This is a genomic window from Pseudomonas sp. S1_E05, assembly GCF_056337105.1.
In genome coordinates this window covers 604,704-627,439 of record NZ_JBFRHM010000001.1, presented here as the reverse complement: position 1 = coordinate 627,439, position 22,736 = coordinate 604,704, and the positions used below count along the sequence as shown (strand labels likewise).

General features: G+C 60.4%; 21 protein-coding genes and 1 pseudogene. 16 read left to right on the top strand and 6 right to left on the bottom strand.

Annotation, left to right across the window (positions count from 1 at the left end):
- The first annotated feature begins 1 nt into the window (after position 1).
- The 16 genes and pseudogenes from nuoE to AB4N33_RS02660 all read left to right on the top strand — a co-directional run bounded on the left by nuoE (position 2) and on the right by AB4N33_RS02660 (position 16,531).
- On the top strand, positions 2 to 499 hold the full coding sequence (nuoE, locus tag AB4N33_RS02735; protein ID WP_460122843.1) for an NADH-quinone oxidoreductase subunit NuoE: 498 nt from the start codon (positions 2 to 4) through the stop codon (positions 497 to 499).
- Positions 496 to 1,851, top strand: a complete 1,356-nt coding sequence (gene nuoF / locus AB4N33_RS02730; RefSeq protein ID WP_460122840.1) for an NADH-quinone oxidoreductase subunit NuoF — start codon at positions 496 to 498, stop codon at positions 1,849 to 1,851. Before nuoE ends, nuoF begins: the two co-directional genes overlap by 4 nt.
- A gap of 135 nt (positions 1,852 to 1,986) precedes the next feature.
- Entirely contained in the window at positions 1,987 to 4,701 is a 2,715-nt protein-coding gene (gene nuoG / locus AB4N33_RS02725) for an NADH-quinone oxidoreductase subunit NuoG (RefSeq protein ID WP_476456353.1), read from the top strand.
- Positions 4,698 to 5,705 (top strand): NADH-quinone oxidoreductase subunit NuoH, encoded by a 1,008-nt coding sequence (nuoH, locus tag AB4N33_RS02720; protein WP_368559151.1) that lies wholly within the window; start codon positions 4,698 to 4,700, stop codon positions 5,703 to 5,705. Before nuoG ends, nuoH begins: the two co-directional genes overlap by 4 nt.
- Positions 5,706 to 5,717: 12 nt before the next feature.
- Entirely contained in the window at positions 5,718 to 6,263 is a 546-nt protein-coding gene (gene nuoI, locus AB4N33_RS02715) for an NADH-quinone oxidoreductase subunit NuoI (protein WP_201190678.1), read from the top strand.
- A gap of 9 nt (positions 6,264 to 6,272) precedes the next feature.
- Complete coding sequence (gene nuoJ, locus AB4N33_RS02710) at positions 6,273 to 6,776, top strand: NADH-quinone oxidoreductase subunit J (protein ID WP_460122834.1); 504 nt, start codon at positions 6,273 to 6,275, stop codon at positions 6,774 to 6,776.
- Positions 6,777 to 6,778: 2 nt separating this feature from the next.
- Positions 6,779 to 7,087: an NADH-quinone oxidoreductase subunit NuoK gene (nuoK, locus tag AB4N33_RS02705; RefSeq protein WP_460122831.1), complete on the top strand. Its 309-nt coding sequence runs from the start codon at positions 6,779 to 6,781 to the stop codon at positions 7,085 to 7,087.
- Positions 7,084 to 8,937, top strand: coding sequence for an NADH-quinone oxidoreductase subunit L (gene nuoL / locus AB4N33_RS02700; protein ID WP_460122828.1), 1,854 nt, complete (start codon positions 7,084 to 7,086; stop codon positions 8,935 to 8,937). The genes nuoK and nuoL overlap by 4 nt, the downstream gene beginning before the upstream one ends.
- 40 nt (positions 8,938 to 8,977) lie before the next feature.
- Positions 8,978 to 10,511 (top strand): annotated as a pseudogene (gene nuoM / locus AB4N33_RS02695) (NADH-quinone oxidoreductase subunit M).
- A gap of 7 nt (positions 10,512 to 10,518) precedes the next feature.
- Positions 10,519 to 11,982 carry an NADH-quinone oxidoreductase subunit NuoN gene (gene nuoN, locus AB4N33_RS02690; RefSeq protein ID WP_460122825.1) on the top strand — a complete coding sequence of 488 codons (1,464 nt, stop codon included), beginning with the start codon at positions 10,519 to 10,521 and terminating at the stop codon, positions 11,980 to 11,982.
- A gap of 198 nt (positions 11,983 to 12,180) precedes the next feature.
- Complete coding sequence (locus AB4N33_RS02685) at positions 12,181 to 12,441, top strand: hypothetical protein (RefSeq protein WP_476456352.1); 261 nt, start codon at positions 12,181 to 12,183, stop codon at positions 12,439 to 12,441.
- Positions 12,438 to 12,815 (top strand): type II toxin-antitoxin system VapC family toxin, encoded by a 378-nt coding sequence (locus AB4N33_RS02680; RefSeq protein ID WP_460122819.1) that lies wholly within the window; start codon positions 12,438 to 12,440, stop codon positions 12,813 to 12,815. The genes AB4N33_RS02685 and AB4N33_RS02680 overlap by 4 nt, the downstream gene beginning before the upstream one ends.
- Positions 12,816 to 13,266: 451 nt before the next feature.
- Entirely contained in the window at positions 13,267 to 13,395 is a 129-nt protein-coding gene (locus AB4N33_RS02675; RefSeq protein ID WP_476456351.1) for a hypothetical protein, read from the top strand.
- A gap of 93 nt (positions 13,396 to 13,488) precedes the next feature.
- Positions 13,489 to 14,724 (top strand): YcaO-like family protein, encoded by a 1,236-nt coding sequence (locus AB4N33_RS02670; RefSeq protein ID WP_476456350.1) that lies wholly within the window; start codon positions 13,489 to 13,491, stop codon positions 14,722 to 14,724.
- Positions 14,721 to 15,671 carry a class I SAM-dependent methyltransferase gene (locus AB4N33_RS02665; protein ID WP_476456349.1) on the top strand — a complete coding sequence of 317 codons (951 nt, stop codon included), beginning with the start codon at positions 14,721 to 14,723 and terminating at the stop codon, positions 15,669 to 15,671. The genes AB4N33_RS02670 and AB4N33_RS02665 overlap by 4 nt, the downstream gene beginning before the upstream one ends.
- On the top strand, positions 15,665 to 16,531 hold the full coding sequence (locus AB4N33_RS02660; RefSeq protein WP_476456348.1) for an alpha/beta fold hydrolase: 867 nt from the start codon (positions 15,665 to 15,667) through the stop codon (positions 16,529 to 16,531). The genes AB4N33_RS02665 and AB4N33_RS02660 overlap by 7 nt, the downstream gene beginning before the upstream one ends.
- 45 nt (positions 16,532 to 16,576) lie before the next feature.
- Here the strand turns inward: AB4N33_RS02660 and AB4N33_RS02655 are convergent, their stop codons facing one another.
- From AB4N33_RS02655 to AB4N33_RS02630, 6 genes are read right to left on the bottom strand one after another with little or no spacing between them, the layout of a single operon-like run.
- Entirely contained in the window at positions 16,577 to 18,319 is a 1,743-nt protein-coding gene (locus tag AB4N33_RS02655) for an ABC transporter substrate-binding protein (protein ID WP_460122809.1), read from the bottom strand.
- A gap of 41 nt (positions 18,320 to 18,360) precedes the next feature.
- Positions 18,361 to 18,633 (bottom strand): DUF2160 domain-containing protein, encoded by a 273-nt coding sequence (locus AB4N33_RS02650; protein ID WP_460122806.1) that lies wholly within the window; start codon positions 18,631 to 18,633, stop codon positions 18,361 to 18,363.
- 10 nt (positions 18,634 to 18,643) lie between these two features.
- Complete coding sequence (locus AB4N33_RS02645; RefSeq protein WP_460122803.1) at positions 18,644 to 19,444, bottom strand: carbohydrate ABC transporter permease; 801 nt, start codon at positions 19,442 to 19,444, stop codon at positions 18,644 to 18,646.
- Positions 19,445 to 19,454: 10 nt separating this feature from the next.
- Positions 19,455 to 20,321, bottom strand: coding sequence for a carbohydrate ABC transporter permease (locus AB4N33_RS02640; protein WP_460122800.1), 867 nt, complete (start codon positions 20,319 to 20,321; stop codon positions 19,455 to 19,457).
- Complete coding sequence (locus AB4N33_RS02635; protein WP_460141335.1) at positions 20,318 to 21,433, bottom strand: ABC transporter ATP-binding protein; 1,116 nt, start codon at positions 21,431 to 21,433, stop codon at positions 20,318 to 20,320. Before AB4N33_RS02635 ends, AB4N33_RS02640 begins: the two co-directional genes overlap by 4 nt.
- A complete protein-coding gene (locus tag AB4N33_RS02630; RefSeq protein WP_476456347.1) occupies positions 21,433 to 22,527 on the bottom strand; it encodes an ABC transporter ATP-binding protein in 1,095 nt (364 codons plus the stop codon). The genes AB4N33_RS02635 and AB4N33_RS02630 overlap by 1 nt, the downstream gene beginning before the upstream one ends.
- Positions 22,528 to 22,736: the final 209 nt, after the last annotated feature.

The following is a 22,736-nucleotide window of genomic DNA, read 5'->3' as shown; positions in this document are numbered from 1 at the left end:
CATGAACAGCACGCTTATCCAGACAGACCGTTTCACCCTCAGTGAAACCGAGCGCTCGGCCATCGAGCACGAGCTGCATCACTACGAAGACCCGCGCGCGGCGTCGATCGAAGCCCTGAAGATCGTCCAGAAGGAACGTGGCTGGGTGCCGGACGGCGCCTTGTACGCCATCGGCGAAATCCTCGGCATCCCGGCCAGCGACGTTGAGGGCGTGGCGACGTTCTATAGTCAGATCTTCCGTCAACCGGTGGGCCGCCACATCATTCGCGTCTGCGACAGCATGGTCTGCTACATCGGTGGCCACGAGTCCGTCGTCAGCCAGATCCAGAGCGAACTGGGCATTGGCCTCGGCCAGACCACCAGCGACGGTCGCTTCACCCTGCTGCCGGTCTGCTGCCTCGGCAACTGTGACAAGGCACCGGCGCTGATGATCGACGATGACACGTTCGGCGACGTGCAACCCACCGGCGTTGCCAAATTGCTCGAGGGCTACGTATGACCCTGACATCCTTCGGTCCCGCCAACCGCATCAAGCGTTCGGCCGAGACCCATCCGCTCACCTGGCGTCTGCGTGACGACGGCGAAGCTGTCTGGCTCGACGAATACCAGGCCAAGAACGGTTACGCCGCTGCGCGCAAGGCCTTCGCCGACATGGGCCAGGACGACATCGTCCAGACCGTGAAAGACGCAGGGCTCAAAGGTCGCGGCGGTGCAGGCTTCCCCACTGGCGTGAAGTGGGGCCTGATGCCCAAAGACGAATCCATCAACATCCGTTACCTGTTGTGCAACGCGGACGAGATGGAACCCAACACCTGGAAAGACCGCATGCTGATGGAGCAACTGCCCCATCTGCTGATCGAGGGCATGCTGATCAGTGCCCGCGCACTGAAAACCTACCGTGGCTACATCTTCCTGCGTGGCGAGTACACCACCGCCGCCAAGCACCTCAACCGTGCAGTGGAAGAAGCCAAGGCCGCGGGCCTGCTGGGCAAGAACATATTGGGCAGCGGCTTCGATTTCGAGCTGTTCGTCCATACCGGCGCCGGGCGTTACATCTGCGGTGAAGAAACCGCGCTGATCAACTCCCTCGAAGGCCGCCGCGCCAACCCGCGCTCCAAGCCGCCCTTCCCTGCCGCCGTTGGCGTGTGGGGCAAGCCGACCTGCGTGAACAACGTCGAGACCCTGTGCAACGTGCCTGCGATCATCGCCGACGGCGTGGACTGGTACAAATCGTTGGCCCGCGAGGGCAGCGAAGACATGGGAACCAAGCTCATGGGCTTCTCCGGCAAGGTGAAGAACCCGGGCCTGTGGGAACTGCCGTTCGGCGTCACCGGTCGCGAGCTGTTCGAAGACTACGCCGGCGGCATGCGCGACGGTTACCAGCTCAAGGCCTGGCAGCCAGGCGGTGCCGGTACCGGCTTCCTGCTGCCGGAGCACCTGGACGCACAAATGTATGCCGGCGGCATTGCGAAGGTGGGCACCCGCATGGGTACCGGCCTGGCCATGGCGGTCGACGACAGCGTCAACATGGTGTCCCTGCTGCGCAACATGGAGCAGTTCTTCGCTCGCGAATCGTGCGGTTTCTGCACCCCGTGCCGTGATGGCTTGCCATGGAGCGTCAAGCTGCTGATGGCCATCGAGAACGGTCAAGGCCAAGCCGGCGACATCGAGACCCTGTTGGGTCTGGTGAACTTCCTCGGCCCAGGCAAGACCTTCTGTGCTCACGCACCGGGCGCCGTGGAACCGTTGGGCAGCGCAATCAAATACTTCCGCCACGAGTTCGAAGCCGGCATCGCGCCTACCAGCGCCGCCGTCCCGCCTCTGGCAAAGCCGATTGTAGTCGGCGCGTAAACGCTTAAAAAGCGAAGGGTCCGTGCCCTTCGCTTTTCGTGCGATGACGCCTTTAGAGGCTGTGTTGATTCGCGCGAATAACAAGATTCCATTAGCCACGCCCGCTGACAACGGGCCAACGAAGAACTTTGAACAATGGCCACTATCCACGTAGACGGCAAAGCGCTCGAAGTCGACGGGGCAGACAACCTGTTACAGGCATGTCTGTCGCTAGGCCTCGATATTCCGTATTTCTGCTGGCACCCTGCCCTGGGCAGCGTTGGCGCTTGCCGCCAATGCGCGGTCAAGCAGTACACCGACGAGAACGACACCCGTGGTCGTATCGTCATGTCCTGCATGACCCCTGCCACCGACAACACCTGGATCTCCATCGACGATGAAGAGTCCAAGGCCTTCCGCGCCAGTGTCGTCGAATGGCTGATGACCAACCATCCTCACGACTGCCCGGTCTGTGAGGAAGGCGGTCACTGCCACCTGCAAGACATGACCGTGATGACCGGCCACAACGAGCGCCGTTATCGCTTCAAGAAACGCACCCACCAGAACCAGCAACTGGGCCCGTTCATTTCCCACGAGATGAACCGCTGCATCGCGTGCTACCGCTGCGTGCGTTTCTACAAGGACTACGCCGGCGGCACCGACCTGGGTGTATACGGCGCCCACGACAACGTGTACTTCGGTCGCGTTGAAGACGGCACCCTGGAAAGCGAGTTCTCCGGCAACCTCACCGAGGTCTGCCCGACCGGTGTGTTCACCGACAAGACTCACTCCGAGCGCTACAACCGTAAATGGGACATGCAGTTCGCGCCGAGCATCTGCCATGGCTGCTCCAGCGGTTGCAACATCTCTCCGGGCGAGCGCTACGGTGAACTGCGTCGTATCGAAAACCGCTTCAACGGTTCGGTCAACCAGTACTTCCTGTGCGACCGTGGCCGTTTCGGCTACGGCTACGTCAACCGCACCGACCGTCCACGCCAGCCGCTGCTGGCCAACGGCACCAAGCTGGGCCTGGACGAAGCACTGGATAAAGCCGCCGACTTGCTGCGCGGTCGCAACATCGTCGGTATCGGTTCGCCCCGTGCCAGCCTGGAAAGCAACTACGCGTTGCGCGAACTGGTTGGCGCCGAGCACTTCTACTCCGGTATCGAAGCCGCCGAGCTGGAGCGCATCCGCCTGGTCCTGCAGGTGCTGAAAGACAGCCCGCTGCCAGTACCGAACATGCGCGACATCGAAGACCACGACGCCGTGTTCGTCCTCGGCGAAGACTTGACCCAGACCGCCGCGCGCATGGCCCTGGCCCTGCGCCAATCGGTCAAGGGCAAGGCCGAGGACATGGCCGACGCCATGCGCGTCCAGCCTTGGCTCGACGCCGCGGTGAAGAACATCGGCCAGCATGAGCTGAACCCGCTGTTCATCGCCAGCCTGGCTGAAACCAAGCTGGACGACATCGCCGAGGAGTGCGTTCACGCCGCGCCCGACGACCTGGCGCGGATCGGTTTCGCCGTGGCTCACGCCCTCGACGCCAGCGCTCCAGCCGTTGAAGGCCTGGACAGCGAAGCGCAGGAACTGGTCAAACGCATTGCCGACGCCCTGCTCGCGGCCAAGCGCCCGCTGATCATCGCCGGCACCTCGCTGGGTTCCAAGGCACTGATCGAGGCGGCAGCCAACATCGCCAAGGCCCTGAAGCTGCGCGAGAAGAACGGTTCCATCAGCCTGGTCGTGCCAGAGGCCAACAGCCTTGGCCTCGCCATGCTGGGTGGTGAATCGGTCGACGCCGCGCTGCAAGCCGTCATCGACGGTCAGGCTGACGCCATCGTCGTGCTGGAAAACGATCTGTACACCCGTACCGACAAGGCCCGTGTCGATGCCGCCCTGACCGCCGCGAAAGTGGTGATCGTGGCCGACCACCAGAAAACCGCCACCGCTGATCGCGCGCACCTGATCCTGCCAGCGGCGAGTTTCGCCGAAGGCGACGGTACGCTGGTCAGCCAGGAAGGTCGCGCCCAGCGCTTCTTCCAGGTTTTCGATCCGCAATACATGGACGCGAGCATCCTGGTACACGAAGGCTGGCGCTGGCTGCATGCCCTGCGCGCCACCCTGCTGAACCAACCGATCGACTGGACCCAACTGGACCACGTCACCGCCGCCGTTGCTTCGAGCACGCCGCAACTGGCGCGCATCGTCGATGCCGCACCGTCCGCCGCGTTCCGCATCAAGGGCCTGAAACTGGCGCGCGAACCGCTGCGCTACTCCGGTCGTACCGCCATGCGCGCAGACATCAGCGTGCACGAGCCACGTACCCCGCAGGACAAGGACACCGCGTTCGCCTTCTCCATGGAAGGTTACTCGGGCTCGGCCGAACCCCGTCAGCAAGTGCCATTCGCCTGGTCGCCGGGGTGGAACTCGCCGCAAGCCTGGAACAAGTTCCAGGACGAAGTCGGCGGTCACATCCGCGCTGGCGACCCGGGCACCCGCCTGATCGAAAGCAGCGGTGATTCGCTGAACTGGTTCACCAGTGTGCCGCGCGCCTTCAACCCGGCCCAGGGCACCTGGCAGGTTGTGCCGTTCTTCCACCTGTTCGGCAGCGAAGAGAACTCTTCCAAAGCCGCTCCGGTCCAGGAACGCATCCCGGCTGCCTATGTGGCCCTGGCCAAGTCCGAAGCCGATCGCTTGGGTGTCAACGAAGGCGCCCTGCTGAGTTTGAACGTGGCCGGCCAGACCCTGCGTCTGCCGCTGCGCATCAACGAAGAGCTGGGCGCTGGCCTCGTGGCATTGCCGGCCGGTATCGCAGGCATTCCGCCAGCGATTTTCGGCCACTCCGTTGACGGTCTGCAGGAGGCAGCTCAATGACCTGGTTCACGCCTGAAGTGATTGACGTGATCATCGCGGTCCTCAAGGCCATCGTGATTCTGCTCGCCGTGGTGGTGTGCGGTGCGTTGCTCAGCTGGGTCGAGCGTCGCCTGCTCGCCCTCTGGCAGGACCGTTACGGTCCGAACCGCGTCGGCCCGTTCGGCGCGTTCCAGATCGCGGCCGACATGATCAAGATGTTCTTCAAGGAAGACTGGACCCCGCCGTTCGCCGACAAGATGATCTTCACCCTGGCACCGGTCGTGGCCATGAGCGCCCTGCTGATTGCCTTCGCGATCATCCCGGTCACGCCGACCTGGGGCGTGGCGGATCTGAACATCGGCATCCTGTTCTTCTTCGCCATGGCGGGTCTTTCGGTGTACGCGGTGTTGTTCGCCGGCTGGTCGAGCAACAACAAGTTCGCCCTGCTGGGCAGCTTGCGGGCCTCGGCACAGACCGTGTCGTACGAAGTGTTCATGGGCCTGTCGCTGATGGGCATCGTGATCCAGGTCGGCTCGTTCAATATGCGCGACATCGTTGACTATCAGGCCCAGAACCTGTGGTTCATCATCCCGCAGATCTTCGGTTTCCTGACGTTCTTCATCGCAGGCGTCGCCGTGACTCACCGTCACCCGTTCGACCAGCCAGAAGCGGAACAGGAACTGGCCGACGGTTACCACATTGAGTATGCCGGCATGAAATGGGGCATGTTCTTCGTCGGCGAGTACATCGGCATCGTGCTGATCTCCGCGCTGCTGGTCACCCTGTTCTTCGGTGGCTGGCATGGTCCGTTCAACATCCTGCCGCAGATCCCGTTCATCTGGTTCGCACTGAAAACCGCGTTCTTCATCATGATCTTCATCCTGCTGCGCGCCTCGATTCCGCGCCCACGGTATGACCAAGTGATGGATTTCAGCTGGAAGTTCTGCCTGCCGCTGACCCTCGTCAACATGCTGGTGACCGCTGCGATCGTGTTGCTCAACACGCCCGCCGTCGCGGCTCAGTGAGGATAGAGAATCATGAAGTACATTTTTGACATCGTGCATGGCCTCTACACCCAGCTTCGCAGCCTGGTGATGATTTTCGGCCACGCCTTCCGCAAGCGCGACACGTTGCAGTATCCGGAAGAACCGGTCTACCTGCCGCCTCGCTACCGTGGCCGTATCGTCCTGACCCGTGACCCCGATGGCGAAGAGCGTTGCGTTGCCTGCAACCTGTGCGCCGTCGCGTGCCCGGTCGGGTGCATCTCGCTGCAGAAAGCTGAAACCGAAGACGGTCGCTGGTACCCGGACTTCTTCCGCATCAACTTCTCGCGCTGCATTTTCTGCGGTCTCTGCGAGGAAGCCTGCCCGACCACCGCGATCCAGCTGACCCCGGATTTCGAGATGGCCGAGTTCAAACGTCAGGACCTGGTGTACGAGAAAGAAGATCTGCTGATCTCCGGCCCCGGCAAAAACCCTGATTACAACTTCTATCGTGTTGCAGGTATGGCGATTGCCGGTAAGCCAAAAGGCGCCGCGCAAAACGAAGCCGAGCCGATCAACGTGAAGAGCTTGCTGCCTTAAGGAAGAACGATGGAATTCGCTTTCTATTTCGCATCAGGTATCGCTGTGGTGTCCACGCTTCGCGTGATCACCCACACCAACCCTGTGCACGCCCTGCTCTACCTGATCATTTCGCTGATCGCCGTGGCCATGACGTTCTTCGCCCTCGGCGCACCGTTTGCCGGTGTCCTTGAAGTGATCGCCTACGCTGGCGCCATCATGGTGCTGTTCGTGTTCGTGGTGATGATGCTGAACCTGGGCCCGGCCTCGGTCCAGCAAGAGCGCGTCTGGCTCAAGCCCGGTATCTGGGGCGGGCCGGTCGTGCTCGCCACGCTGCTGCTGGTTGAACTGCTGTACGTGCTGTTCGCCCAGCAGAGCGGCCAGGCCATCGGCCACACCACCGTAGACGCCAAGGCCGTGGGCATCAGCCTGTTCGGTCCGTACCTGCTGGTGGTCGAACTCGCCTCGATGTTGCTGCTTGCGGCAGCCGTCACGGCGTTCCACCTGGGCCGCAACGAAGCCAAGGAGCAATGACAATGGGTGCTATCCCTTTGGAGCATGGTCTGGCGGTCGCCGGCATCCTGTTCTGCCTCGGCCTGGTCGGCCTGATGGTGCGCCGCAACATTCTTTTCGTGCTGATGAGCCTGGAGATCATGATGAATGCCTCCGCCCTGGCCTTCATCGTGGCCGGTAGCCGTTGGGGTCAGCCGGATGGACAGATCATGTTCATCCTGGTGATCAGCCTGGCAGCCGCCGAGGCCAGTATTGGCCTGGCGATCCTGTTGCAGCTGTATCGCCGCTTCCACACGCTCGATATCGACGCTGCCAGTGAGATGCGCGGATGAACCTACTCTTTCTGACTTTCGTATTCCCTCTCATTGGTTTCCTGTTGCTGTCGTTCTCCCGTGGACGCCTCTCGGAAAACCTGGCTGCCCTGATCGGCGTCGGCTCTGTCGGCCTGTCGGCGATCGTCACCGCCTACGTGATCTGGCAATTCAACGTCGCCCCGCCTGAAGGCGGTCACTACACCCAGGTGTTGTGGCAGTGGATGGCGGTGGAAGGCTTCACGCCGAACTTCGCGCTGTACCTGGATGGTCTCTCCGTGACCATGCTCGGCGTGGTGGTGGGCGTGGGCTTCCTGATCCACCTGTTCGCGTCCTGGTACATGCGCGGTGAAGCCGGTTACTCGCGCTTCTTCGCCTACACCAACCTGTTCATCGCCAGCATGCTGTTCCTGATCCTGGGCGATAACCTGTTGTTCCTGTACTTCGGCTGGGAAGGCGTGGGCCTTTGCTCGTACCTGTTGATCGGTTTCTACTACAGCAACCGCAACAACGGTAACGCAGCGCTCAAGGCGTTCATCGTCACCCGCATCGGCGACGTGTTCATGGCCATCGGCCTGTTCATCCTGTTCGTGCAACTGGGTACCCTCAACGTCCAGGAGCTGCTGGTGCTGGCACCGCAGAAATTCCAGGCCGGCGACTTCTGGATGGTCCTGGCCACCCTGATGCTGCTGGGTGGCGCGGTCGGTAAATCGGCACAACTGCCGCTGCAGACCTGGCTGGCGGATGCGATGGCCGGTCCTACTCCGGTTTCGGCACTGATCCACGCCGCGACCATGGTGACCGCAGGCGTCTACCTGATCGCCCGTACCCACGGTCTGTTCAGCCTCGCGCCGGACATCCTGCACCTAGTGGGCATCGTCGGTGGCGTCACGCTGGTACTGGCCGGTTTTGCCGCGCTGGTGCAGACCGACATCAAGCGCATCCTCGCCTACTCGACCATGAGCCAGATCGGCTACATGTTCCTGGCGCTGGGTGTGGGTGCATGGGATGGCGCAATTTTCCACCTGATGACCCACGCCTTCTTCAAGGCCCTGCTGTTCCTTGCATCCGGTGCGGTGATCGTTGCCTGCCACCACGAGCAGAACATCTTCAAGATGGGCGGCCTGTGGAAGAAACTGCCACTGGCCTACGCCAGCTTCATCGTCGGCGGCGCGGCCCTGGCGGCCCTGCCACTGGTGACCGCGGGCTTCTACTCCAAGGACGAAATCCTCTGGGAAGCGTTCGCCAGCGGCAACCAGGGTCTGCTCTACGCAGGTCTGGTCGGCGCGTTCATGACCTCGCTGTACACCTTCCGCCTGATCTTCATCGCGTTCCACGGTGAAGCCAAGACCGAAGCCCACGCTGGCCACGGTATCGCCCACTGGCTGCCGCTGTCGGTGCTGATCGTGCTGTCGACCTTCGTCGGCGCCATGATCGTTCCACCGCTGCACGGCGTGCTGCCAGAAAGCGTCGGCCATGCCGGCGGCGAAGCCAAGCACAGCCTGGAAATCGCCTCGGGCGCCATTGCCCTGGCCGGTATCCTGCTGGCCGCGCTGCTGTTCCTCGGCAAGCGTCGTTTCGTGACCGCCATCGCCAACAGCGGCATCGGCCGTTTCCTGTCGGCCTGGTGGTTCGCTGCCTGGGGCTTCGACTGGATCTACGACAAACTGTTCGTCAAGCCATACCTGGCGATCAGCCACATCCTGCGCAAAGACCCGCTGGACCAGACCATTGGCCTGATCCCGCGTATGGCCAAAGGCGGCCACACCGCCCTGAGCCGTACCGAAACCGGTCAACTGCGTTGGTACGCGGCCTCGATGGCAGCCGGCTCCGTGCTGGTCATCGGCGCCATTGTGCTGGTAGCGGTCTGAATATGAACCTTGCGAACTTGCGAAAGGAATTGAGCCCGTCATGATTCTGCCTTGGCTAATCCTGATCCCCTTCATCGGCGGCCTGCTGTGCTGGATGGGTGAGCGCTTCGGCGCCACCCTCCCCCGCTGGATTGCGCTGTTGACCATGACCCTGGAACTCGCACTCGGCCTCTGGCTGTGGGCCCACGGTGATTATTCATTTGCGCCGGCACCGGGTGCCGATCCGACCTGGGTGATTGAGTTCAAACACGTCTGGATCCAGCGCTTTGGCATCAACGTGCACCTGGCCCTCGACGGCCTGTCGCTGTTGATGATCCTGCTGACCGGCCTGCTGGGTATCCTCTCGGTACTCTGCTCCTGGAAAGAGATCCAGCGTCACGTTGGTTTCTTCCACCTGAACCTGATGTGGATCCTGGGCGGTGTCGTCGGCGTGTTCCTCGCCCTCGACCTGTTCATGTTCTTCTTCTTCTGGGAAATGATGCTGGTGCCGATGTACTTCCTCATCGCGCTCTGGGGTCACAGTTCTTCGGACGGCAAGAAAACCCGGATCTACGCAGCGACCAAGTTCTTCATCTTCACCCAGGCTTCCGGTCTGATCATGCTGGTGGCGATCCTTGGTCTGGTGCTGGTCAACTTCAACAACACCGGCGTGATCACCTTCAACTACGCCGACCTGTTGAAGGTCAAGATGTCGACCACCACCGAGTACATCCTGATGCTCGGCTTCTTCATCGCCTTCGCGGTGAAACTGCCGGTGGTGCCGTTCCACTCCTGGTTGCTCTGACGCTCACGCCCAGGCGCCGACCGCTGGTTCCGTCGACCTTGCCGGTATCCTGCTGAAAACCGCCGCCTATGGTCTGCTGCGTTTTGCCCTGCCGCTGTTCCCGAATGCCTCGGCCGAGTTCGCGCCGATCGCCATGACTTTGGGTCTGATCGGGATCTTCTACGGCGCGTTCCTGGCCTTCGCACAAACCGACATCAAGCGCCTGATCGCTTTCTCGTCCGTTTCCCACATGGGCTTCGTACTGATCGGCATCTACTCCGGCAGCCAACTGGCGCTGCAGGGCGCAGTGATCCAGATGCTGGCACACGGTGTTTCGGCGGCGGCACTGTTTATCCTCAGTGGTCAGTTGTACGAGCGCACCCACACCCGCGACATGCGTGAAATGGGTGGCCTGTGGTCGAAGATCGCTTACCTGCCGGCCATCAGCCTGTTCTTCGCTGCCGCATCCCTGGGCTTGCCGGGCACTGGTAACTTCGTCGGTGAGTTCCTGATCCTGATCGGCACCTTCGCTTCTTCGCCGTGGATCACCGCGATCGCGACGTCCGGCCTGGTGTTCGGTTCGGTCTACTCGCTGATCATGATTCACCGTGCCTACTTCGGCCCGTCCAAGTCGGACGCGGTCATGCATGGCATGGATGCTCGCGAACTGATCATGGTGGTCGGTCTGGCGGTGCTGCTGATCTACATCGGCGTCTACCCGCAACCGTTCCTCGACACCTCTGCTGCGACGATGCATGGCGTGCAGCAATGGCTCGGCACCGCCTTCACTCAACTCGCTTCGGCCCGGTAAGAGCGCTATGGAATTCACGATTCAACACTTTATTGCGCTTGCGCCACTGTTGATCACCAGCCTCACCATTATCGTGGTGATGCTGGCGATCGCCTGGCGTCGCAACCACTCGCAGACCTTCCTGATTTCAGTGGCGGGCCTGAACCTGGCGCTGCTGTCGATTCTGCCTGCGCTCAAAGTCGCGCCTCTGGCCGTGACCCCATTGCTGCAGATCGACACCTTTGCCTGCCTGTATATGGCGCTGATCCTGGTCGCCACCCTCGCCTGCGTCACCCTCGCCCACGCCTACCTCGGTGATGGCGGTTCGGGCTACCCGGGCAACCGCGAAGAACTGTACCTGCTGATCCTGATGGCCGCCGCCGGTGGCCTGGTCCTGGTCAGCGCCCAGCACCTGGCCGGATTGTTCATTGGCCTGGAACTGCTGTCGGTGCCGGTCTACGGTCTGGTGGCCTACGCCTTTTTCAACAAGCGTTCGCTGGAAGCCGGCATCAAGTACATGGTGCTGTCGGCTGCCGGGTCCGCGTTCCTGTTGTTCGGTATGGCCCTGCTCTACGCTGACGCCGGCTCCCTGAGCTTCGTCGGCATCGGCCAGGCCCTGGCGGCCACCGGTCTGCCAAGTGCACTGGCGCAACTGGGCCTGGGCATGATGCTGATCGGCCTGGCGTTCAAGCTGTCGCTGGTACCGTTCCACCTGTGGACGCCGGACGTGTACGAAGGGGCTCCGGCGCCAGTCGCCGCATTCCTCGCTACTGCCTCGAAGGTCGCCGTGTTCGCGGTGATGGTGCGTCTGTTCCAGATCTCGCCGGCTGCCAGCAGCGGTGTCCTGAGCGACGTGCTGACCATCATCGCCATCGTCTCGATCCTGTTCGGTAACCTGTTGGCGCTGACCCAGAGCAACCTCAAGCGTCTGCTGGGTTACTCGTCCATCGCCCACTTCGGTTACCTGCTGATCGCCCTGGTGGCGAGCAAGGGCCTGGCGGTGGAAGCCATCGGCGTCTACCTGGTCACCTACGTGATCACCAGCCTGGGCGCCTTCGGCGTGATCACCCTGATGTCCTCGCCATACAACGGTCGTGACGCGGATGCCCTGTACGAATACCGCGGCCTGTTCTGGCGTCGTCCGTACCTGACCGCGGTGCTGACCGTGATGATGCTGTCCCTGGCCGGCATCCCGCTGACCGCCGGCTTCATCGGCAAGTTCTACATCATCGCCACCGGTGTCGAGTCGCACCAATGGTGGCTGGTCGGTTCCCTGGTATTGGGCAGCGCCATCGGCGTCTTCTACTACCTGCGCGTGATGGTCACCCTGTATCTGATCGAACCGAACCTGCGCCGCCACGACGCCCAACTGCACTGGGAACAGAAGGCAGGCGGCGTCATGCTGCTGGCTATCGCCGTTCTGGCGTTCTTCCTCGGCCTGTACCCACAGCCATTGCTGACCCTGGTTCAGCAGGCGGTACTGGCGGGGTGATCGCTTAGCGAAACCTGCTACAAACCAAAACGGCACCTTCGGGTGCCGTTTTTGTTTTTGTGGGATTTGTTACCGATTCTCCCCTGCCCTCTCGATCTCAGAAAGCTCACGCGGGATTAGCCGCCTGGTCCTACAGGTACATTTTGGGGAATGGGGGTACCTTGAATGCTCAAAGGACGGAAACATCGAGGCAACCCCATGAAACGCGACATCTTCAATGAAATGATGGACAGCCCCAGCGCATTGACCGCCGAGTATCAGAACCCCTACTCCTACAAAATCAACGGCGACAGTTTTTCCGTCAAGTGCGCGGAAAACAAAGCCGGGCACTTGCTCGTCATGGAGCCCTCCCGAGAGCGTCGCATCGGCGCGATGAAGGGCAAGTTCATCCTTGACGACAACTTCGATGCGCCCCTGCCGGACGAATTGCTGGACGCCTTCGAGGGGCTGCATGTGTGAGGATTCTGCTCGACACCCACATTCTTCTGTGGGCCCTCACCGATGACCAGAAGTTATCCTGCACAGCCCGAACGTTCATCAGCCACGCCGCAGAGGTCCATGTCAGCGCCGCGACATTTTGGGAAATGGCGATCAAGGTCGGCTTGGGAAAACTCAACGTCGACCTGGAGGAAATACGCCAGTTCTGCATCGATAGCGGGTTCATGGAATTGCCGATCGGCGCAGAGCATGCAATGGCGGTGAAAGACCTGGAGCCTCATCACCGCGATCCATTCGACCGTCTCATCGTCGCGACCACCGTCATGGAACCGATGAAGCTGCTGACGGCTGATCCGATCATGACTCGGTACACACCGTTGGCCATTCTGGTTTAACGCCTCCTGCTGCACGCACTGTACATCGAGCCAAAGCGGCACCTTCGGGTGCCGCTTTTTTGCATTCGCGTGAGTTGCGGGCCCTCTGGGTAGTGGTCTTATCCTGCGAATTTGTATGACTGCCCTTCGAACAATATAGGAAAAATCTCAACTCTCATCCGGACAACACTCGCCAATCCTCAAACTTTAACAACCATCTCATAACAACATCCGAAATTTCTCACGCTAAATTATCAACAATCGGCGAACCCCACGGAACTCCCGTTCCTCGCAGGCCCAGATTTACTCAGCACAATCGTCAATCACCTATTGATTTGTACGTTTTTCCGTACAGCGAAAACACGCACTTCGCAACTTCCTGTCATTTTTGACCGACCCATTTCCCCTTTATACAGTTGGCCCGTGCCTCATTGAGCACGCCCAATGCCAACAACCGAAGAGAGTTCAACTCATGGGATACATGACTACCTGGAACGCCAACAAAATTGCAGACCTCGAACAATTGGATGCCCCCACGGAAGAACAACTTGAGGAACTGCACCTGACTGAAACGGAACAGGCTGAACTGGAAGCCGAGTAACTCCCGAACCGCTGCAGGAGCGACGATTCGACAAGCTCGCTCCTGCAGCACACGGGCCAGGTCATTTCGCGTTTTTTTTCAAGGGAGTGAACAATGGACAGTTATACCGGTGTGGAGCGCGAACTCACCCTGGAGCAGGCGGAGCAGCGTATCCTGGCAGACTTGGCGAACCTCGGCCTTGAGCCGCAGGCGCGCCAGTTGGGGCAGCGGGTGGTGGCGGTTCAAGTTTGCGCCAGCTCCGATGACGCCCAGGTCGTCGCCCGCGGATCGGGAAAGGGCTACCCGAGCCATGCTCGTGTCGGGGCGTTGTTTGAAACACTGGAACATCATTTGAGCGAGCAGCTCAGCAGCGAAGATATCCGTTGTATTCCCTCACGGTACTTTTCCAACAACCCACTCTTTATCGATGACACCGTGCTGGCCACTGTCACTGAACAAACTGATGCACTTGTCGCTTGCCGAACCTACACAGACCTGTGTGACCAAACTTCCTTTTATTACCCCGTTGCCTTGTCCACGCCGCGTTATTGCAATTCGCCATTGGAACAAGACTCCACTGATTACAAGGCATTAAGGCGTTACGCCTCCAACAGCGGAACAGCAATTGGCGCCAACTACAATGAAGCCGTGCTTCATGCGGTAAATGAATGCATCGAGCGTGATGCCCTTGCGCTGTTTCTACTGGATCATTTCTACTACCAGAACCACTGCGCGCTGCGCCGAGTCGTTCGGCCGGAGCCAGGCGATGAACTGAGCCAACTATGGCTGGACGCCGAAGCGGAGATTGGCGCTCCTGTTGTGCTGCTCGACATCAGCAGTGAGTTCCTGGCTCGCACCTTCCTCGCATTCTCGACCGAACCTGGCACCCACCCCCGCACATTCGGCAGCGGTTGCTCGCTCATCCCCCGCCATGGTGCCTGGCGAGCCTTGACCGAACTGGTGCAGATGCATCACGCCATGGCACAACCCGAACAGCAATGCGACCTGAGCAACGCACAGCGCCACTTGAGCCCGTTTCCGCGCCTATTGCGATGCCTGCAACTGGACCTCTATCCATTGCTGAGCCAATGCACACAAATGCCCGTGGTCCTTGCCCCCGTGAGCACCGAGTCCCCGCTGGACGAGCAGCTCGATGACCTGGCAGCCGACCTGAAGCGTTTCGGGCGCACCCTCGGGATGAGCCTGCTGCACCGCACCCCCTTGGGCACCACTGTGGTCAACGTGGTGATTCCCGGGCTGGAACGGTTTTACGTGGTGTGCAGTGGCAACGTTGTGGTGCCGCAGGCACGCGGGCGGCGGTTGCATAAATCCCGGGGAGTGCCCGCATGACCGCTGCCCTGAACCGCGAACGTCACCTCGCTCGATCCTTCACCCTTCGCCAGACCGCACCCGGTGAACAGGATCGCTACATCGAACCCTTCGGGCCAGGCCTGCATCAGCTGTTCGTGTTACGCGTGAACGGCATCGACTGGGTCGGCCGCAAAATCCTCCAGTTTTGCGAAACCACCGGTTGGCGCATCAGCAGCCTGCTCAAGCCCTGGATGCTGCTGGGGCCGCTGATGCAATGGCAGTGGGGCAATCAGGGCGCCGTGATCCATTTCCGCGCGGCCGCCATGCCGGAGAAGGAAGCGTTGTTTCACAGTGCCATGAGCGATCCGGACAGCGAGGTGAATTTTCCGTTTCCGGCCATGGGCGATGACGGCCGGGAGTGTATCTGCCCACCCGATCACTGGCGGTGCAGCGCAACGCTCGCCGCCCAATTGAATGCCGACGAGCAGCATTTTCGCGAACATTGCGCCGCGCTGCTCAAGACCGTGGCCCGCCCCGGTTCGGTGATCCTCGACCCGGCATGTTCGACCGGTGAGCTCATCACCTACCTGTCCAGCGAGCTGGTGGGTCGCCAATGCCTGGGATCTGATCGCTCAGCCTCGATGATCGAACATGCGCTACAGCGCCATGGTGCGTCGACGGTGAGATTTTTCCTCGCCGACGCGCGCCACGTTGCCATGTCCGGTGTCCGCTGCGACGTGTTGATCCTTCGGTTCCTCAATGCCGAAGTGATGACGCGCAAAGACGCACACCAGCTATTCCAGGAAATGATGACGTGCGTGAAACCGGGCGGCACGATTCTGCTGTTCGGCCATACACCAGTGCTGCTCGGCGTGCCGTACATGGCGCAGGTATTGAAGCTTGAGTTGATTTCCAGTGTCGCAGCCCGGCTTGGCCACAGGGAACTGTTCCAGTTCTACCGGCTGAGGATGCCCGTGCAATGGTGACTCATGGCTATTACCCGACCGACGACGGCCACCAACTTTATTGGGAGCGATGCGGTACACCGGGCGGTGAACCAATCTTTTTCCTGCATGGCGGACCGGGAAGCTACTGCAATCGCCATCATCTGGAGTTCTTTGATTTGCAGCGGTTCGACATTGTCCTGTTCGACCAGCGAGGTTGCGGGCGCTCCATTCCCCACGGAGAACTGCAACGAAACGACACCGGACATTGCGTCGAAGACATCGATGGCCTGCGTCAGCACCTGGGCTTCGAGAAAATCAGCCTGCTGGGAGTGTCCTGGGGTAGCTGGCTAGCCATTCAATACCAGCAACGCTACCCGCAGGCCTTGCTGAAGACAACGTTGGTCTCAATATTCGTACCCTTTGCCGAAAACGTCAGTGCCTACGATGAACATGTGAGCATCGGCCTGGGTGCCATCCACCAGCGCACGTGCGCCGACAATGCCCGGGCGATCTACCAGATCCTGACCAAGGGTTGCGCCCTGCAGCAGCACCATGCCGCCTTGCACTGGATACAAGCCTCGATGTATCTGGAAGGACAATCCATGCCCCCCAGTCAGTTGGCGAGTTTCGCTGACCAGGACGCCGTTCGCTCCATCCGCCTGGAACTGCACTATCACCTCAATCACTACTTCTTCAAGCGTGAGGATGAATCGCTTTCACTGGATGCCAACACCGAAGTTATCCAAGGCACCCGGGACACCCTCGGCATGGCGAGCGTGCGCTGGCTCAGGCGGCGCCAGCCGTTGCAGTTCCGTCTGTTTGACGCCGGGCACAACGCCTTTGAGCCGGCCATTGTGAAGGCCGTGCGCCAGTCGTTGAAAAGAGACATCGCACGCTGACAAAAACGGCACCCGAAGGTGCCGTTGACTTGTTTGGCCTGGCGCTTACTTACGCGCGTCCGCCCACGATTTCAGCAGTTCGCTGTAGCTCACGGTTTCGCCCTGGGGCTTTTCGTTCGCCAGTTTCGGTTTCGGTGCGCCCGGCTGATCGAACCAGTACTGCGCGTCACGCTCGGGGTTCATCTTCGGTGCGCAGGTGGCTTGCGCCTTCGAACGTTCCAGGCGTGTCATGATCGCGTCCTGATCCTTGGCCAGGCCATCCAGCGCCTGTTGCGGGGTTTTCTCGCCGCTGGCCGCTTCGGCGATGTGGCTCCACCACAATTGCGCCAGACGCGGATAATCCGGCACGTTGGTCCCGGTCGGCGACCATTGCACACGGGCCGGGCTGCGGTAGAACTCCACCAACCCACCGAGTTTCGGCGCCAGGTCGGTCATCGCCTGGGAGTTGATGTCCGACTCCCGGATTGGCGTCAGGCCAACGATGGTTTTCTTCAGCGACACGGTTTTCGAGGTCACGAACTGGGCATACAGCCACGCGGCCAGTTTCTGTTTCTCAGGCGTGGACTTCATGAAGGTCCAGGAACCCACATCCTGATAACCGAGCTTCATCCCTTCTTCCCAGTACGGTCCCTTGGGGGAAGGCGCCATGCGCCATTTCGGCGAACCATCGGCATTCACAACCGGCAGGCCTGGTTTGGTCATGTCGGCGGTGAACGCGGTGTACCAGAATATCTGCTGCGCGATGTTGCCCTGGGACGGCACCGGGCCGGACTCGGAGAAGGTCATGCCTGCCGCTTCCGGTGGTGCGTATTTTTTCAGCCAGTCCACGTACTTGGTGGTGGCGAACACGGCCGCCGGGCCATTGGTGTCGCCACCGCGAGTCACGCTGGAGCCCACCGGATGGCAGTCCTCGACGCGGATACCCCATTCGTCCACCGGCAAACCGTTGGGCAGCCCCTTGTCGCCGCCACCGGCCATGGAGAACCAGGCATCAGTAAAGCGCCAGCCCAGCGACGGATCCTTCTTGCCGTAGTCCATGTGCCCGTAGACGCGCTTGCCGTCGATTTCCTTGACGTCTTCGCTAAAGAATTTGGCAATGTCTTCATAGGCCGACCAGTTCACCGGCACGCCCAGTTCATAACCGTACTTTTCCTTGAACTTGGCCTTGAGGTCGGCACGTTCGAACCAGTCGGCCCGGAACCAGTACAGGTTGGCGAACTGCTGGTCAGGCAATTGGTAGATCTTGCCGTCTGGTGCAGTGGTGAACGAGAGGCCAATGAAGTCCTTGAGGTCAAGGGTCGGCGAGGTGTAGTTCTTGCCCTCGTTGGCCATCAGGTCGGTGATCGATTCGGTCTTGCCGTAGCGAAAGTGCGTACCGATCAGGTCCGAGTCGTTGACCCAGCCGTCATAGATGCTCTTGTCCGACTGCATCACCGTTTGCAGCTTTTCCACCACGTCGCCTTCCTGAAGCAGGTCGTGGGTCAGCTTGATCCCGGTGATTTCGCTGAACGCCTTGGCCAGTACCTTGGACTCGTACTCGTGGGTAGTCAGGGTTTCCGAGACGACCTTGATGTCCATCCCGCGAAACGGTTCGGCGGCCTTGATGAACCACTTCAGTTCTTCCAGTTGCTGTTCGGCCGTCAGGGTGGACGGCTTGAACTCGCTGCCGATCCATTTCTTCGCGGCCTCCTCATAGGCATCAGCCCAGGCCGAAGCGCTCAAACCGCTGAGGGCCAGCATGGCTGCCAATGAAATGCTATGTCGCAGCTTATTGTTTTTGTCGAACATAGAAACCTCCTTATTGAGTTTCGGAGCGCCGAGCGATTCGACTAGCCCCAACGCATCACAGACAACAGCCACACCAGGGATAACGCGAACGCCACCCAGATGCTCCAGTCGGTTACGCCGATCACCAGCAAATGCAGGTAGGCGCTGCCGAGAAGACCGATAAACAAACGATCGCCACGGGTGGTGGCCATCGGTAAAAAGCCACGACGCAGGACGCTCGGAGAGCGTAACTCCCAGGTCGTCATGCCAATCAGGATCAGGGCGATCACGCCGAAGAATGCCCCCGTCGGGACGGTCCAGCTCATCCATTCCATCATCAGTTCCTCATACCCGACCCAGGGCGAAGCCCTTGGCCACGTGGTTGCGTACGAACCAGATCACCAGCATGCCGGGCAGGATGGTCAGCACCCCCGCCGCCGCCAACACGCCCCAGTCGATGCCGGAGGCCGAGACTGTACGGGTCATCACCGCCGCGATCGGCTTGGCGTTGACCGACGTCAGCGTGCGCGCCAGCAGCAACTCGACCCATGAAAACATGAAGCAGAAAAACGCCGTGACGCCGATCCCCGAGCCAATCAGCGGGACGAAAATCTTCACAAAAAACTTGGGAAAGCTGTAGCCGTCGATGTAGGCCGTTTCGTCGATCTCCTTGGGCACACCGGACATGAAACCTTCGAGAATCCACACCGCCAATGGCACGTTGAACAGGCAATGCGCCAATGCCACGGCAATGTGGGTATCGAACAGGCCGATCGAGGAATACAGCTGGAAGAACGGCAACAGAAACACCGCCGGCGGCGCCATGCGGTTGGTCAGCAGCCAGAAGAACAGGTGCTTGTCACCCAGGAAGCGATACCGAGAAAACGCGTACGCCGCCGGCAATGCCACGCTCAGGGAGATCACCGTGTTCAGGCTGACGTAATACAAGGAGTTGAGGTAACCGGTGTACCAGGCAGGATCGGTAAAGATCACCTTGTAGTTGTGCAGGGTGAAGTCCTGGGGAAACAGTGTCAGGCCGCCGAGGATTTCGGTATTGCTCTTGAACGACATGTTCAGCAGCCAGTAGATCGGCACCAGCAGGAACAGGATGTACAGCAGCAATGGAATCAGCTTTCTCTTGCTCATTTCGCAGGCCTCAACGGTTGGCGTCAGCGTGCGTCATGGCCGTGTAGAACAGCCAGGACACCAAGAGGATGATCAGGAAATACACCAGCGAGAACGCCGCCGCAGGCCCCAGGTCAAATTGCCCGATGGCCATTTGTGTCAGGGTCTGGCTGAGAAAGGTCGTGGCATTGCCCGGCCCGCCCCCCGTGAGCACGAACGGTTCGGTGTAGATCATGAAGCTGTCCATGAAGCGAAGCATCACCGCGATCAGCAGCACGCTTTTGAGCTTGGGTAATTGGATGTGCCTGAACACCGCCCAGGCCGACGCCCGGTCGATCCGTGCCGCCTGGTAGTACACGTCCGGAATGGCGCGCAGCCCGGAGAAACACAACAGCGCCACCAGCGAGGTCCAGTGCCACACATCCATCACCAGCACCGTCACCCACGCGTCCATGGTGTTTGCCGCATAGTTATAGCTGATGCCCATGGCGTTGAGCGTCCAACCCAGCAGGCCGATGTCGGCACGGCCGAAAATCTGCCAGATGGTGCCGACCACGTTCCACGGAATCAGCAGCGGGATTGCCAGGACAATCAGCACCACCGACGACCAGCGCCCCTTAGTCGGCATGGTCAGGGCGATGGCGATTCCCAGCGGAATCTCGATCAGCAGCACGCAGGCCGAATAGATGAACTGACGCAACAGCGAGTCGTGCAGGCGTGTATCGAGCAGCACCTGCTTGTACCAGTCGGCGCCGACAAAAAAGCGGCTGGACTGGTCGAAGATGTCCTGCACCGAGTAGTTGACCACGGTCATCATCGGGATCACCGCACTGAACGCCACCAGCAGAAACACCGGCAACACCAACCACCAGGCCTTGTTGTTCTGCACTTTGTTCATGGCTGCACCTCCCCGATCGCGTGTGGCTCCAGCAGGAATTCGTCGGCGTAGACCATCAGCCATTGCGCCGGGAAACTGATGTACGCCATACCCTCCGGCACCGGTTTGTCTTCGGCCAGGCGCACCTTCAGCGGCTGGCCATCGAGCTCCAGGGTCATGATCTTGTAGGTACCAAGGTCTTCGACGTGTACGACCCTTGCCCTCAGCGCATCGTCGAAGGGCTCGTCCCACACATGGACGAACTCCGGCCGAATGCCGACCTTCAGGGTTTGCCAGGTTGACTCGGCAATGCGCTTGCACATGGCCTCGGACAACGGCAGGTGGGTCGAAGCGAACCCGACGCCGCCTGCTTGTGGCTGCACGTCGATCAAATTCATGCCGGGGCTGCCAATGAAATAGCCGACAAACGTGTGGCTGGGGCGCTCGAACAACTCGCGAGGCGTGCCGAACTGCACGATCTGGCCGCCGTACATCACCGCGATCTTGTCGGCGAAAGTCGAGGCCTCCAGTTGATCGTGGGTGACGTAGACCATGGTGATGTTGAACTGCTCGTGGATCTGCTTGAGCTTGCGCCGCAGTTTCCATTTCAGGTGCGGGTCGATCACCGTGAGCGGTTCGTCGAACAGGATCGCCGACACGTCGTCGCGCACCAGGCCGCGGCCCATGGAGACTTTCTGTTTTTCGTCGGCGGTGAGGTTGCGCGCCTTTTTGTTCAGCAGGTTCTGCAGGTCGAGGACCTCGGCGATTTCCTGCACCTTGCTGTGGATTTTCGCTTCGGCCATGCCCTGGTTACGCAACGGGAACGCCAGGTTGTCGAACACCGTCATGGTGTCGTAGACCACGGGGAACTGGAACACCTGGGCGATGTTGCGCTTCTCCGGGGTCAGGTCATTGACCGCCTTGCCGTCAAACAACACGTGCCCCTGGGACGGGCTGAGCAACCCGGAAATGATATTGAGCAACGTCGACTTGCCACACCCCGAAGGCCCGAGCAAGGCAAACGCACCGCCCTGCTCCCAGATGTGGTCCATCTGGCGTATGGCGTAATCCTCCGGGCCACTGGGCGTGGCGGTGTAGCTGTGGGCGAGGTTCTGCAAACGGATTTCGGCCATCAGGCAACCCTCGCGATGCGGCGACTGGGCGCCTGGACCAATCGCCCCTGCGCATCGAACACAAACAGCTTATGGGTGGGAATGTAGATGCGAATCGGCGCATCGACGTCGTACTCGTGAACACCCGGCAGGTGCAGCACCAGCAGGAAATGCTCGTTGCGTACGTGCAAAAAGGTTTCCGAGCCGCTGATCTCGGCGACTTCGACGGTCACTGCCAGCTCGAGGTCGTCATCGTTGCTGGGTACCAGCGAGATGTGGCTGGGGCGCACACCGAACCGGAACTCGCCCTCGCCTACCGGACGCAGATCCACATTCAGGGGGAAGTGCACAAAGTTGGCGAAGCTGACCTCGTTGCCGGCGATCCGGCCCGGCATCAGGTTGATCGGCGGCTCGGAAAACAGTTCGGCGGCCAGTACGGTCTGTGGCTGGTGGTAGACCTCGGCCGCCTTTCCACTCTGGATGACCCGGCCTTCAAGGAGAATGGTCGTGGTGCCGCCCAACGCCAACGCTTCGTTGGGCTCGGTGGTGGCGTAGATCGCAATGGTGTGCCGTGCCTTGAACAGTTCGCGCATTTCCTGGCGCAGCTCTTCGCGCAGCTTGTAGTCGAGGTTGACCAGCGGTTCATCGAACAGAATCAGTTCGGCATCCTTGACCAGCGCCCGGGCCATTGCCGTGCGCTGTTGCTGACCGCCGGAGAGTTCCAGCGGATAACGCTTCAGGAACTTGTCGATGCGTAGCATCTTTGCGGTTTCCAGAACCTTGTCCTGTATCAGCTCGTTGGACACACCGGCCTGGCGCAGGGGCGAGGCAATGTTCTCGAACACGGTCATCGTTGGGTAGTTGATGAACTGCTGATAGACCATCGAAACATTGCGCAGCCGCACCGGGCGCTGGGTGACGTCGACGCCGTTCATCAGGACGCGCCCGCTGTCGGGCTTGTCGAGGCCCGCCATCAGGCGCATTAGACTGGTTTTGCCCGACAGCGTACGGCCAAGCAAAACGTTGAAAGATCCGGGTTCAAAACAGAGGCACGCATCGTCGATCCAGGTCTGGCCCTCAACGGTGCGGCTGACGTGTTCCAGGGTGAGTGACATGGCTCGGCCTTTTTATTATTGGAGTCAAGCGACCGGAGCAGTAGAGCGACTTTCGTGCCAGAAAATGCAAGTGGTTGATCTCAATTGGGAATTTTCGAAAAGCACGAATGTTGGTTTTCGTTGCTGAACAGAAATGAACAACTCTGGTTGAACAATTGAACAGTTCAGCGATTGACAATGAACAATACTGAACAACACTCTACGCCCAA